The organism is Paenibacillus nuruki (assembly GCF_001721045.1).
Lineage (GTDB): Bacteria > Bacillota > Bacilli > Paenibacillales > Paenibacillaceae > Saccharibacillus > Saccharibacillus nuruki.
Genome location: NZ_MDER01000038.1, coordinates 118,509 through 133,271, shown reverse-complemented (window position 1 = coordinate 133,271; position 14,763 = coordinate 118,509). Strand labels below are relative to the sequence as shown.

General features: G+C 39.8%; 11 protein-coding genes. All 11 read left to right on the top strand.

Annotation, left to right across the window (positions count from 1 at the left end; translation table 11 throughout):
* Positions 1–5: 5 nt before the first annotated feature.
* The 11 genes from PTI45_RS11015 to PTI45_RS10965 all read left to right on the top strand — a co-directional run bounded on the left by PTI45_RS11015 (position 6) and on the right by PTI45_RS10965 (position 14,726).
* On the top strand, positions 6–1,298 hold the full coding sequence (locus tag PTI45_RS11015) for a type III PLP-dependent enzyme (RefSeq protein ID WP_245703470.1): 1,293 nt from the start codon (positions 6–8) through the stop codon (positions 1,296–1,298).
* Positions 1,295–3,544, top strand: coding sequence for an IucA/IucC family protein (locus PTI45_RS11010; protein ID WP_069327626.1), 2,250 nt, complete (start codon positions 1,295–1,297; stop codon positions 3,542–3,544). Before PTI45_RS11015 ends, PTI45_RS11010 begins: the two co-directional genes overlap by 4 nt.
* A 112-nt stretch (positions 3,545–3,656) precedes the next feature.
* Complete coding sequence (locus PTI45_RS11005) at positions 3,657–5,273, top strand: ABC transporter substrate-binding protein (protein WP_069327625.1); 1,617 nt, start codon at positions 3,657–3,659, stop codon at positions 5,271–5,273.
* A gap of 153 nt (positions 5,274–5,426) precedes the next feature.
* The gene (locus PTI45_RS11000) at positions 5,427–6,386 is read left to right on the top strand and encodes an ABC transporter substrate-binding protein (RefSeq protein WP_275094491.1); all 960 of its coding nucleotides are present in this window, start codon (positions 5,427–5,429) and stop codon (positions 6,384–6,386) included.
* Positions 6,387–6,513: 127 nt separating this feature from the next.
* Positions 6,514–7,524 carry a FecCD family ABC transporter permease gene (locus PTI45_RS10995; protein ID WP_069327623.1) on the top strand — a complete coding sequence of 337 codons (1,011 nt, stop codon included), beginning with the start codon at positions 6,514–6,516 and terminating at the stop codon, positions 7,522–7,524.
* A complete protein-coding gene (locus PTI45_RS10990) occupies positions 7,515–8,576 on the top strand; it encodes a FecCD family ABC transporter permease (RefSeq protein ID WP_069327622.1) in 1,062 nt (353 codons plus the stop codon). Before PTI45_RS10995 ends, PTI45_RS10990 begins: the two co-directional genes overlap by 10 nt.
* Positions 8,577–8,629: 53 nt before the next feature.
* A complete protein-coding gene (locus PTI45_RS10985; RefSeq protein ID WP_069327621.1) occupies positions 8,630–9,439 on the top strand; it encodes an ABC transporter ATP-binding protein in 810 nt (269 codons plus the stop codon).
* A complete protein-coding gene (locus tag PTI45_RS10980) occupies positions 9,420–10,235 on the top strand; it encodes an IucA/IucC family C-terminal-domain containing protein (RefSeq protein WP_069327620.1) in 816 nt (271 codons plus the stop codon). The genes PTI45_RS10985 and PTI45_RS10980 overlap by 20 nt, the downstream gene beginning before the upstream one ends.
* A 61-nt stretch (positions 10,236–10,296) precedes the next feature.
* A complete protein-coding gene (locus PTI45_RS10975; protein WP_069327619.1) occupies positions 10,297–10,923 on the top strand; it encodes an RraA family protein in 627 nt (208 codons plus the stop codon).
* 222 nt (positions 10,924–11,145) lie between these two features.
* The gene (gene rhaD / locus PTI45_RS10970) at positions 11,146–12,006 is read left to right on the top strand and encodes a rhamnulose-1-phosphate aldolase (RefSeq protein ID WP_069327618.1); all 861 of its coding nucleotides are present in this window, start codon (positions 11,146–11,148) and stop codon (positions 12,004–12,006) included.
* Between the two features lie 302 nt (positions 12,007–12,308).
* The gene (locus PTI45_RS10965; protein WP_069327617.1) at positions 12,309–14,726 is read left to right on the top strand and encodes a bifunctional diguanylate cyclase/phosphodiesterase; all 2,418 of its coding nucleotides are present in this window, start codon (positions 12,309–12,311) and stop codon (positions 14,724–14,726) included.
* The last annotated feature ends 37 nt before the right edge of the window (positions 14,727–14,763 follow it).

Here is a 14,763-nt window from a genome sequence, read left to right as displayed (position 1 = left end):
TTATGTTGAACTCAAATACTACTCAAACGCATGCTCCCTATATAGCGCAAGCGCCTTCTTCGATTATGGATGAAGTCTATCGAATAAGAGCAGCAGAACAAGCCAATCGTGATCCCCATGTCATATCTAGAAAACCAGTATGTGCTTTTATTTATGATCTCAATACATTATGTGAGCGTACACGTTCCAAAGTAGCCGATATGCCAGCAGGCACGCATTTATTTTATGCGGTCAAAGCGAATCCTGATCCACGTCTGATTGAAGCATTAGCTCCAATCGTTGATGGTTTTGAAACGGCATCAATCGGAGAAGTGCAAGCGATTCGCTTAATCGATCCAGATGTTCATATTATTTTTGGTGGGCCGGGTAAAAAAGATATTGAGATTGAACAAGCGATTGATCACAATGTGATGCTTATTCATGCTGAAAGTGTACATGAAATCCGCCGAATCGCATGGATAGCGGAGCAAAAAAATAAAACGGTTCAGATTCTACTACGTGTTAATTTAAGAAAAAGTATTCCTACAGGTACAGTTACGATGGGTGGGAAACCGACGCAATTTGGAATCGATGAAGTACAGATCGGAGAAGCGATCCAATTAGTACAGTCTTTGCCACAGTTGACGTTAGCAGGATTCCATATGCATTCGGTATCTAATAATCTGGATGCTCAATTACATGTAGAACTAGTTCATATGTATATTCAATCGGTGAGTCGTTGGATTCGTGAATATAACTTGTCTATTCAATACCTTAATGCTGGAGGAGGATTTGGTATTTGTTATACAGAACCAGATCGTCATTTCGAATGGGAGACATTTATCAATGGACTACATCATATCTGGAGCGAAGAAGTATTGCCAGGCGTAGAACTGATTTTTGAACCGGGTCGATATATAGTCGCTCATGCAGGTTATTATGCGTCAGAAGTGATTGATCTTAAATGTAATCATGATAAGCATTATGCGATTTTGCGTGGAGGGACTCATCATTTTCGTTTACCTGTCTCATGGGGACACAATCAACCTTTTCAAATGATAGCGATAGAGCAGTGGGATTATCCATTTCAACGTCCACGTCAAGAGCAAGTGACTCTTACACTTGCAGGCGAACTTTGTACACCCAAAGATATCCTTGCTCAAGAGGTAACACTAGAACAGATTGCTGTAGGAGATATTGTTTTGTTTTCGATTGCCGGTGCGTATGCATGGACGATATCGCATCATGATTTTCTAAGTCATCCTCATCCCGATATGATCTATATCGATCATCACACAGGAGGTTATGAATCATTATGAATTGGAATGAAGTGTTAGAACCACTTGCTACTAACAAGGATCAACTTGTCTCTGAGCAATCTATTACTCCAGCATACACAGATTTAGAGCAGACTGAGATTCAAATCAAGCAAAAAGTAGCTTCAGAACAGGTGATGCAAGATCTGATAAATACATTGCTAGCCGAAGGATTCTGGTCTAACGATCAACTGCACCTATTATCTACAGAACAATTAAAGCAAAAATTGATCTCTACCTTAATACACCAGCATAAGTCACAAAAAGAAGACATCTTATCTGTTCTTTCTTCTATAACAGATACCTCTTTATTACAAAATAGCTTGTGGTATTACTGGGAAATTCCAGCTTTATCAATTGAGCCATCCACATTATCTGATTCATCTCAACGGATAGATCAACCACAATATATGGTTGTTTTCCCTGTACAATCAGCGATTGTGCAACCGTATCGTTATGTTCCTGCCAGTGTAACTATACATTCGTATAGGCAACGGGCTACAGCGCGACCTGCCTCATTATCTGCAAAAGAACTAACCGATACACATGTCTATGCTATTCGTTATTCAACTACATGTACAACAGATCACAATGCACCATTACTACAGATCACTCCATTAACACCCGTTCAATTGATGAAAATAGTCAATGATCAATGCTTAACAGCCACTTACCGCGAACAACCGGGAGTGAAGCGATTTGTACAATTATTAGAGGAGACAATAAAGCAAACCACATGGTCGTTAGATCATTCCCTGTCTGAAGAGTCATGGTGTGATCGGTCTGCAAGTGATTTTTTTCAGCAGATGGAGCGATATGCTTCTTTAAGAGATCGACCTTTTCATCCCGTATCCAAAGCCAAAGTAGGATTAGATAAGCAAGATTATCGTCAATACAGTGCGGAATTTGCGCAACCGATCTCGTTATCATGGATCGCTATAAAGCGCAATCTGGTGATGGAAGGGGAAGCGCTCCTAGACAGAATAGTGCTTGATTATCAGCTCTATGATTATCGCCAAGATAGCACATTGGCTTGCGATCTATCAGAACCAATGACTGATCTTTTATCGTTAGACCAACAACAGCAAGTGATCCAAGCGATTGAGAACAAAGGATTAAATACGAATGAATATATAGCGATTCCTGTTCATCCGTGGCAATTACAGCATAATCTGCCTCACTATTTGAGAACAGCACAAGCACAAGGCGATTGGATTGATCTTCAGCTTCAACTGGGTCTTTTTGAAGCTACATCTTCTGTACGGTCACTATCTCCTGTAAATGATAGCCCGCATTATATCAAATTACCGCTTAGCGTCTTTTCATTAGGGGCTTCTCGCTATCTGCCAGCTGTCAAATTGATTAACGGTCAACGTGGACAACGCATGTTAGAACAAGCATTAAAATGTGACCCTATATTGGCACAACAGTTATTTCTTTGTGATGAACGTCGCTGGTGGGCATATATGCCTGAAGCAGGAAGTTTATTTGATGATGAACCCAGACATCTAGCAGCAATGGTGCGCACCTATCCAACATCGTTAATCACAGGGGAAAAAGGTACACGTTTATTGCCGATGTCTGCTCTTTCGGTAGTATTACCTGTATCTACTGATGCACCACGTGAAGGACACTTTTTTGATGAATGGATGAAGGTTCGTGATCTGGATGTTAATCAAGAATCGATTTGTATCTTATTTGGCGAAGTCTGCCAGACTTTTTTCCAAATCAATTTACGATTATTCCGCTTAGGATTAATGCCAGAGTTGCATGGACAGAACAGCGTATTAGTCTGGCAATATGGATATATGAAGCAGATGCTGTTACGAGATCATGATTCTGTACGGCTTCATTTACCATGGCTTCAGCAACAAGGCATAGACGATCCTCAATATATGATTCGTCCGGGTTACTCTAATAGCCTGTACAATGACACACCTGAAGAATTGATCTTTTACTTGCAAACGTTAGGGATACAAGTCAATCTGTATGCGATTATAGATGCGCTATCTACCATGTATAATATCAAAGAGAAATTATTGTGGAATATACTGCGAGATCAATTGCGAGAGCAGTTACATGAAGTTCCTTTTGCGGTAGAAGTGAGACAAGCGATCTATTCTATTTTATTCGAAAAAGAAGAATGGCCACTTAAATTGTTAGTGAAGCCTTTGTTAGAACAAGCCGGTGTACCGGGCAGTATGCCATCCGGTCAAAGTACGATTCAGAATCCATTTTTACAGTTGTAATCTCTAGCGTCAATTGCTACAACAATTTACTTTTCCGTCTAAATCTATATAATGAGAATAGTTCTCATAATTATGATAATTATTCTCAATCTATGTAGAAAGGCGACGAGTGATGAGTAAGGTATTAGATCAGTATCGACAATTTCCTTCCTATATTTATAAATTACAGACTGTGCAATATGCGGATCAAGTGTTACCACGCTACGATGCCACATTGCATAGTCTTTTACTTTTTAAAGAGGCCAAAGGGCAGATTATTATTAACGGTAACCGTTATGATCTACATCAGCAAAAAGTGTTTTTGGTACCTCCACATGCTTCGCTCAAAATAATGATTGAAAGCGATAGTCGTACCGAATACTATATTCTTTCTTTTCATGTATTACAGCCTGACGGACAAGGGCACTTTGTACCGATTGAGTTGCTCGGACTGTATGAACTGCATGTGGCTCATTTTCGCTGGTTTGCCGATCGTGTACGTGAGATTCAAGATAAGCATGATCAAGAAAATCTATGGGATCAGATGAAAGCCAATGTTATTTTTCAAGAATTGTTAATCCATTTGTTCAAAGAAGATGCTCAAGAGCAGAAGCCTGATATGAATCAAGCGATAGCCGCTACATTGGATCATATGGAACAGCATTATGCCACTTCAATTACTCGCAATCAATTGGCAGAGATTGCAGGGATGAGTGCAGATTATTATTCGCGTGCTTTCAAAAAAGTAGTCGGTAAAAGTCCGATGGAGCATCTCACTGAAATTCGGATTACACAATCCAAGCAAGTGCTCCTTCTTTCTAACGATTCTTTTCGCTCGGTAGCTCAGCAGGTAGGATTTAGTGATGAGTTTTATTTTAGTCGCAAATTCAAAGCAGTCACAGGTCGTTCGCCCAAATCCTATATTCATAATATCCGGTATTCCAACAAAATTGCTTCACTTAAACATTTGTTAACCGGCCATCTGGTAGCGCTTGAGATAGAACCCTATGCAGCTGTGATTAACAATGCCTATCCCATAACAACTCAATTTGAACATACGATTCCGATAGGCGACAATAAGCCTGATCTGGAGAAATTAATGAATGCTCAGCCCGATCTGATCGTGACCTGCGAATTTCGAGATTTTGAAAAGTCGCAAAAAGAAAAAATGTATGAGCAGATTGCACCCACGATCACATTGCCTTTTTTTGAAGACTGGCGTGTTCATTTTCAGACGATTGCACGAATTGTAGGTAAAGATCAAGAAGCGCAAGTCTGGCTAGAACAGTATGCAGATATCGCTCAATTATTACGTCAACAATTGAAAAATAAATTCGGTCAACGCTCATTGCTTATTCTTGGTGTCGGAGAGAGCAAAATCTGTATTTATGGCAAGCGTAATCTAGGTGCTGTATTGTATAACGATCTTGGGTTCATCATGCCTGCTGGGGTCGAGAATATCGCTCATTACTATGAAATTCAACCCGAGGAATTAATTCATTATGATGCAGATTGTATCTTAATTACACCTTTTCAACATGATGGAACTGTAGGGATGCAAGCAGGTATTGAGCAAGGTATTTTCCGTTTATGTGCAGATCCATTATGGCAACGTCTCCAAGCAGTACAGACGCAATCTGTATACGAAATGTATACGACTCAGCATATGCACACCTGTTATAACTCATATTCACACCTTATGCTGTTAGAAAAAGTGCGTCAATTGTTTTTGGATAAAAACGACAAATGACGGATTATTCCAAGGACTAGACTGAATTGTCCATGTTAAAGGAATAAACGTTCACTATAATTAATAATGAGAATCAATATCAATTGTAGTGAGCAGAAAGGAAGATCGAAGACCATGTTGAAATCGTTTAAAGGTATACATATGTTATGCATCATGATGACTCTCGTGATTATCCTCGCAGGTTGTGGTGCAAATACGAATAAAGGCGCAGTAGAGCCTACCGCTCAAGCAGCAGGTGACAATGCAAGCGCTGATTCATCTGTACGTACAATTGAACACGAAATGGGAGCCACCGAGGTCAAAGGAACACCGAAACGGATTGTGACTTTGTATCAAGGAGCAACTGATGTGTTAGTCGCTTATGGTGTCAAACCTGTAGGCGTAGTAGAAGCACATACAGGTGAACCTGCTTATGATTATTTGAAAAAAGATCTGGCAGGCGTACCTACAGTGGGATTAGAAACCCAACCTAATCTGGAAGAAATCTATAATTTAAAGCCCGATTTGATTATCGGTTCTAAATTCCGCAATGAAGCTACATATGCTCAGTTGTCTGAAATTGCTCCAACCGTTATGGTAGATCAAGTGTACGATTGGAAAAAAACAGTCGATCTAGTAGGTCAGGTCTTAAATGAAAAAGATAAAGGTACACAGTTGCTACAAGCGTGGGAAGATCGTGTAGCTGATTTCAAAAAGCAAATGGGCGACCGTTTACCGATTGAAGCTTCGATTGTAAACTTCCGTGCAGATCATGCGCGTATTTATTATATGGGGTATGCAGGCTTGATATTGAAAGAACTTGGATTCACTCGCCCCGCTGCGCAAGAGCAAGAAGAATGGGGAATCAAAGTCAATTCGAAAGAAAGTATTCCTGATATGGATGCCGATGCGATCTTTGTATTTGATTCAGGAACAGACAAAGCAGCTATCGAACAAAATTATCAACAATGGACACAGCATCCATTATGGAAAAACTTAAAAGCCTACAAAAACAATCAAATTTACAAAGTAAATGAAGTCAATTGGAATCTAGCAGGTGGTTATATATCTGCAGGTCTGATGTTAGATGAATTGTATGATATCTACAAATTAGAGAAACCTCAAACCAAGTAATCATAAGGAGGAGAACAGGTAGCGACATCACCTGCTTCTCCTTTTATCACATCTACTATTGAGCGATAGAAGTGAGTCAGAATGATACTCACTTCACGAAATGTAATGATGAAAGAGTGAATGTCTATTGGTTTTATTCAAAAGCAATACAGCCAAAATATGGAGTCTGATTATTACTTTACTACTATGTGTAGTGTGCCTTGGGATCAGCCAAATGTTAGGAAGAACTTTTGCATCATGGGGAGAAGTGGTTAATGCTTTTCTGCATTACAATCCTGAATCGACAGCAGATGTATTGATACATACCGAACGGTTGCCACGAGCGATTATTGGGTTAGTCGTAGGTGCAAGTCTGGCGATTGCAGGCGCATTGATGCAAGCATTGACACGTAATCCATTAGCTTCACCCAGTACATTTGGGATTAATGCAGGAGCTATCTTTTTTGTAGTGGTCGCGAGTCTGATGTTTTCGATATCAGACATGACACAATTGATGTGGTTTGCTTTTGCAGGAGCATTAGTAGCCGCTATTATCGTCTATGGATTGGGGTCTATTGGACGTGATGGATTAACACCGATCAAGATAGTTCTGGCAGGATCAGCTATTTTAGCGTTATTTACTTCATTTACACAGGCGATGCTTGTATTAAATGAAACAGGAATGCAAAATGTGCTTTTCTGGTTAGCAGGAGCGATCGGTGGACGAACACTGGAAATGTTACAGCCTGTGCTTCCGTTATTGACTATAGCGGGTGTGACTGCATTAGGTATGGGCCGGGCTATTAATTTATTTGTAACCGGTGAAGATATCGCTAAAGGTATGGGGCAACGAGTAGTATTGCTCAAAATAGTCATGGGTCTGACTATTGTGATTCTTGCAGGTGGTTCGGTAGCGATTGTAGGAGCTGTCGGATTTGTAGGGTTATTTATTCCGCATATGGCACGTGCACTGGTAGGCACTGACTATCGCTGGATCATTCCTTTTTCCGGTGCTTTAGGAGGGCTACTATTGATGACAGCAGATCTGATTGCACGATTAGTGATTATACCGGCAGAAGTTCCTCTGGGTGTGATTACTGCTTTTATCGGAGTACCGTTCTTTCTCTATATCGCTCGTAAAGGAGTGACATGGAAATGAACAAACCTAGATATTGGACATTACGCAGTCGATCTGCGAGATTTCATATGCAATTGGAAAAAAGATCTGTCCGTACTCTGGCGATATTAACAATGATTGTTATCGTAGTCAGTATAATAGGCATCGGTATAGGAGAGACATGGATACATCCGTGGGAAGTTATTCGGGCGATATTCGGTCAGAGTTCAGGAGCATACGATTTTGTATTATACCGATTACGATTACCACGCGCTGTTGTAGGGTTACTGGCTGGTGCCGCTTTAGGGATGTCTGGCGCTATTTTGCAAGGGATGATTCGCAACCCTTTAGCTTCGCCGGATATTATCGGGATTACAGGTGGAGCTTCTGTAGCTGCGGTATTATTTCTTTCGTATGGAAGTAGTGTATTTCATCTAAGTATCGACTGGTTACCTGTAGCAGCCATTATGGGAGCGTTGATCGTATCTGCACTGATCTATCTATTGTCATGGCAAAATGGAGTCACACCGATGCGACTGGTGTTGATTGGTATTGGGATATCCGCAGGGATGAGTGCGATGACGACATTTATGCTAGTCATTAGCTCTACATTTACAGCAAGCAAAGTGTATATCTGGTTAACCGGCAGTGTCTATGGAGCGACATGGAGTGGTGTGTATTCGATTCTGCCTGTATGCGTAATTGCGATTCCATTGCTGTTGTATTTTGCCCGTAGTCTAAATTCACAGGAACTTGGCGACGATGTAGCACTCGGGTTAGGTGTACGTGTACAGAAGCATCGGTTATTGCTGTTGATACTGAGCGTTATTCTGGCGGGCAGTGCTGTTGCTGTGGTAGGCGCAGTCGGATTTGTCGGATTAATTGCTCCTCATATTGCTCGTAAATGGGTGGGGCGTACATTTGGTAGCATTTCGCTTGCATCAGGGTTAATTGGAGCACTGTTGGTGTTTGTCGCAGATGTGATCGCACGAACAGCTTTCTATCCGATTGATATTCCAGCAGGTATATTTACAGCGGCAATCGGAGCTCCCTTTTTTATCTATTTGTTGTATCAGAATCGCAATCGCTTTTGATCCTATAGATATCTCTATGTGAACGTTATCTCGAATATAAAGGAGGGCATATGATGGATCAATTACAAGCTCGCAATCTGACAATCACATATGGAGCAGATCCTATTATTGAAGATCTACATTTGCATATTCCTAAAGGTAAAATTACGGTATTGATCGGAAGTAATGGCTGTGGGAAATCGACTATTTTGCGTACATTAGCACGTCTACTTAAGCCTAATACTGGATCGATATTATTAGCGGGCGAAGAAATTGCTCATATTTCCACTAAAGAAATTGCACGCCGGATGTCTATTTTGCCGCAAGGCCCTTCTGCTCCTGAAGGGTTAACAGTAGAACAGCTGGTGAAGCAAGGACGATATCCGCACCAAAGTTGGCTGAAGCAGTGGTCGATTCAGGACGAACAAGCGGTACAACGAGCATTGGAATTAACACATATGCTAGAACTATCTCATCGTACAGTGGATTCATTATCCGGAGGACAACGGCAACGTGCTTGGATTGCGATGACTTTGGCGCAAGGAACAGATACATTATTGCTAGATGAACCCACCACTTATCTGGATATGACCCATCAGGTGGAAATTTTGGATTTGCTATTTGACTTGAATGAACGAGAAGGACGCACGATCGTTATGGTACTGCATGATCTGAATCTCGCTTGCAGGTATGCCCATCATATGATTGCTGTACATGACCGGGGTATTTACGCACAAGGAAGCCCTGAAGAGATTATGACTGTCGAAAATGTACAATCGGTGTTTCAAATGCGTTGCCAGATTGCACGTGATCCTTTGTTCGGCACACCGATGCTTATACCTTACGGAAAGGGGAGGATCTTACATGAATCGATTTCTGTCTAATCCTACAACTTGGGAACCTGAAGAATGGAACTATCTGAATCAAGAATTGAGATTAACAGATCAGATCGCAGAAGATAATACGTATAGTGTTACTTCTGCTGAACTATTAGACCCCGAGCAATGTGCAGACTATCTGGATCGTCTACAACCATTGTATCGTTCTTCTTCACGATCACTTACAGCTTCAATGTTTTCAAAGCGTTATGCTTTTATGATGGTATGCCCTATGTTGTATGCCATGAGCGTATATCGCAAAACATTTTCTCTCACTATCGACAATTGTCAGTTAGAATCAGCTTATTTCCAATTGCCTACACGCAAAACATGGATGCCTAATCTATGGTTGCGTGATCCAAGTGTATATGAACTTCAATCTATACATGCAGAAAATAATGAGCTGTATACACAACAGCGAGAAGATATTGTACGACGTATTTTTGCAGACCATCTGCAACCGATTTTAAAAAATATATCCGAAGTCTCATCTATTTCACGAACAATACTATGGGAAAATATAGCGATCTATGTGTATGTCTTATATGAAAATCGGATATTAAAAGAAGTCAGCGAAGATCAACGGCAACGCATACAACATGATCTAGACTATCTTACCAAGCAAGCACCGGCTGATTGTTTTGGCGAAAAGCGTAATCCATTAGCTCAGTTTTACACACCCAAACGTGTAGTTCCTCTTTCAGAACAACCTCAACGTGTACGCAAAACATGTTGTGCTCATTATGAATTACCGGCTCCAACAGATTATTGTCCAACCTGTCCCAAAATTTGCAAAAGTTGATCTAAGCAGATACTGATCATTCAACTAGAGCTAGACAACACACAATAAGGAGGGGTACGGTATGATACGTATCGAGCCACGAGTACAAGGCTTCACTGAAGAGTTACAAACACTTTATAAACAGCTTCAACCTTCTACACTGGGACATTTAACCGACTTTGGCTTTTTACGAGGAATACAGCCTCTTTTTCGCCCAATTCGAATGTTAGGTAATGCCGTTACTGTACGTATTCCTCATCTGGATTCCACGGCGATAAGGCATGCACTACAACACGTAATGCCTGGTGATGTAATCGTAGTCGATATGTCAGGAGATGATTTTCGAGCCTGTTGGGGAGAATTTCGTACATATGTAGCGATGAAAAAAGGAGTAGCAGGCGTAGTTATCTCAGGTTGTGCTACCGATATTAAAGTAGTGCGAGAACTCAACTTTCCAGTATTTGCATTAGGAACTAGCGCATTAACAACGCGTAGCTTAGAGCTGGAAGGCGAAGTGAATACGCCTATCAGTGTAGGTAGTGTTATTGTACATCCCGGCGATATCGTACTAGGCGATGATGATGGTGTATGTGTTGTTCGCCCTCAACATGCTCAAGCACTAGGAGAACAAGCATTAGCCAAGCAAGTACAAGAAGCTATAAATCGTCAAAAATATGGATATGATCTTATCAAGCCATATCCTATATGATAACTAAATAGAATCGTAAAAAAGACATAAACAAACATTAAATAAGGGTATTAATCTTTATTATTGTTTATTTATGTCTTTTTATGTTGACTTTATTTAAGGCTAGAGCTAATATTAATTTATAAGTTAGTTCTAATTTTCACAAAGTATGAATTTGAAGTGTTTAAATCATCATTTTACTTTATGTATCATCCTAACCATATTGAATAGGAGCGATGTAACATGAACACAGTGACAGTTTCTCAACAGCAGGCAAGGGTAGGGATTGATATTCCTTTTGTACGTGAAATGGCAGAGACGACCTATAATATGTGGAAATTCGGTTGGGATGAACGTAATGGTGGAAATGTAAGTTGTATATTGGATGAAGCAGAAGTAGAGCAGTATATAGATATTCAGCAAGTGAAATATACGATTCAACCTGCATTTGCTGTACACGAATTAGCAGGTAAGTACTTTATCGTAACTGGATCAGGCAAATACTTTAAAAATGTGATTGATGATCCTGAAGCCAATTTGGGGCTTTTACGTGTATCGGCTAATGGAGAGCAATTAGAAGTATTATGGGGTTTCAAAAATGGTGCTGTACCTACCAGCGAATTACCTTCGCATTTTATGAGTCATATTGAACGGTTAAAAGTAGATCCTAAGCACCGGGTTGTGATACACAATCACGCAACCAATGTGATTGCAATGAGTTTTGTTCATAATCTGGATGAAAATCAGTTCACCAGAACGTTATGGGAAATGTGTACTGAATGTATTGTTGTTTTTCCAGATGGCATAGGTGTGATTCCATGGATGGTTCCAGGCTCGAATGAGATCGGGCAAGCTACAGCACAGAAGATGAGGGATCACCATGCTGTATTATGGCCGCATCACGGGATATTTGGCACAGGGCACTCGATCGACGAAGCTTTTGGACTGATTGAAACGATTGAAAAAGCTGCTCAAATTTATATGCTTATCGCAAATCATTCGATTCGTCAAAAAATTACCGATCAACAACTAGCGGATCTGGCACATGCATTCGGAGTGACTCCACGGGAAGGGATTTTACAAACCATAACATCATCATTTTAAGTAAATATAGCATTTACAAAGGTAGGTCAATTTTATATTGATCTACTTTTTTTTATGTTAGAAATTAGGACTTTTGATTTACTTTTCAGCTTTAAAATAAAATAAAACGAAAAAAGCTTAAAATTTTATGCGAAAATTAGCGAAAAATAAAATTTTTTCATACTTTATTAACAATTTTTATGTAAAATGAGTTTAAAGTCTTTACTTTTGGTTTAAATTTATATGATAAAAGACTCATATTAATTAGTCTGAAGAACTAATGAGGGATAGAAGCATAGAAACGTAACGAAAGAGGCAGAAAAATGAATACGATTTTGGAAACGACGATACCCGTCCACTGGTTATATGTGTGTATAGCCGCTTTAGCTTCTATGGTAGGTTGTGCTGTCATAGTTATTGGCTCTTCGTGGTCTAGCTCTTCGTGGTCTAGCTCTTCGTTGCGTAATCAAAATATGAAAAAAAGACAGCGAATAATTGCTCTTATTGGCGCACTGGCTTTTAGTACGTCTCATATTTTGATCCCTATATCAATGAATGTACCGATTACGATGAAATATTATGGATTACATCTTATATTTACGATTTTGGGTTGTTATGGAGCAGTCTATGCTGCTTCACGGTATGCATTTTCTTCATGGCGCGGATCCATGCAATTTTTTATGACCAGTATGATTGTTGCTGTTACTATTTTAGTTTTTGATTATGCCAATACATTGTATCTATTTCGAGGGTTTTTAATGTGGAATCCTGAATTGATTTGGATGACGATTCCGATAGCTATTTCTATTTGCTTGGCGGTTATGCGCTTATTTTCATTATCTAGTCGTAATCGGGAACATGGTCTACGTTCACCTACAATGATTTTTGGAATCGTTACTTCAGGTATAGGGCTTGCAGGAATACCTTTAATTTGTGCATATTCCGTATTATCTTTTGAACAAATGGGATTGACTGATAAATCGTACCTTATTCCTTATATCTTCATGATTTTTGTAGCGACCAGTCTATATGCTATACCTGATAGTTTTATTTTTGTACGTGAGCAGAAAGAAAATCGTGAAATGATACAACGGGAGCAATACTACAGCTCATTGTATGAGCAGAACCCGGATAGTGTTATCGAATTTGATATTCATGGTGTGATTACAGGCATCAATCGTAGAGCAGAGAAAATGTCTAAAGAAATAGGCAAGCCTTTAATTGGAGTACGTGCTACAGATCTATTAGAAGGGGAACAGAAAACTCTGGCTCAAGATCACCTTGAATTAGTATTAAGCGGACATTCCAGTACGATTGATCTAGAATTACGTTCTGAGCAAGGTCGCATATTATCAATTGCATTAACGTCTATTCCTATTTTTGTCCATGGCAAAATTGCTGGTGCTTATACCATTGCCAAAAATATTACTAAGCGCAAAAGAGATCAAGAAACGATCCGTCACCTTGCTTACCATGATGAATTGACAGGGCTGGCGAATCGGCGTTCTTTTGAAACTAGACTATCCATGTATACGATGGTCGATAATCATCATTCACCATTTACGTTATTTTTTATTGATTTAGATCGCTTTAAACGTATTAATGATTTGTTTGGTCATGCTTTTGGAGATGCAGTCATTCGTCATTCCGGTCTGGTGCTCAAAAGCTGCTTACCTAAAAATAGCTTTGTAGCTCGGATGGGTGGAGATGAGTTCACCGTTATTGTACCGGGATTATCTGATATTGAAGAAATCAAAGCGATCGCAAGCAAAGTGATTGATCGATTTGTTCAACCTTTTCATATCGAAAAACATGCGGTTAAATTATCAGCATCGATCGGTATTGCTCGTTTCCCTGAAGATGGAGCATCCGCAGGTGTATTGACACAACGTGCTGATACAGCGATGTATACAGCCAAAGAAAATGGTAGCTCTCAATATCAGTTTTATGATGCTGTATCCGATCAGAGCAGTCTGGAACAGATTATGCTTGAAAATGATCTAGAGCAAGCGATTGATAATAATCAATTAAAATTAGTTTATCAACCGAAGTTCGATATCCGTACTGGATTGATTATAGGGTATGAAGCATTGATTCGTTGGTATCATCCGATTCTAGGTGAGATTCCACCGCTTTCTTTTATACCTTTAGCAGAAAAGTCAGGGATGATTATTGCGTTAGAACAGTGGGTGTTACGTACAGCTTGTTTGCAAAGCAAACAGTGGCAGTGTGAAGGGTATGATGCGGTACCGATCGCTGTTAATGTATCACCTATCCATTTAATGAAACCAGATATTTACGAGACCATTATTAGAACGTTAAAAGAACTCGATTTTGATCCGACTTTGTTAGAAATTGAAATTACTGAGAGTGCTATGATGCATAATGAAGATCATGTAATCGATATTCTGGGTAAATTGAAGGAGTCCGGTATATCGGTATCGATGGACGACTTTGGTACAGGATATAGCTCACTTAGTTATTTGCATAATTTGCCGATTGGTTGTCTCAAAATTGATCGTTCCTTTATTCGTAAAATTACTATCGATAAAGACAGTCGTGCAATTGCTGAAATGATTATTTCGATGGCGAAGCAGTTAGGTTTGAAAATTATTGCTGAAGGTGTAGAAACGGAAGAACAAGTGGCATTACTGCGAGAATGGAAATGCTATAATGTACAAGGATTTTATTACAGCCGTCCGCTTTCACCAGAGAATGCTATTCATAGCCGTGTATCATAACTACAAGCATGAATAGGGATTGACACCGTTTTCAGAT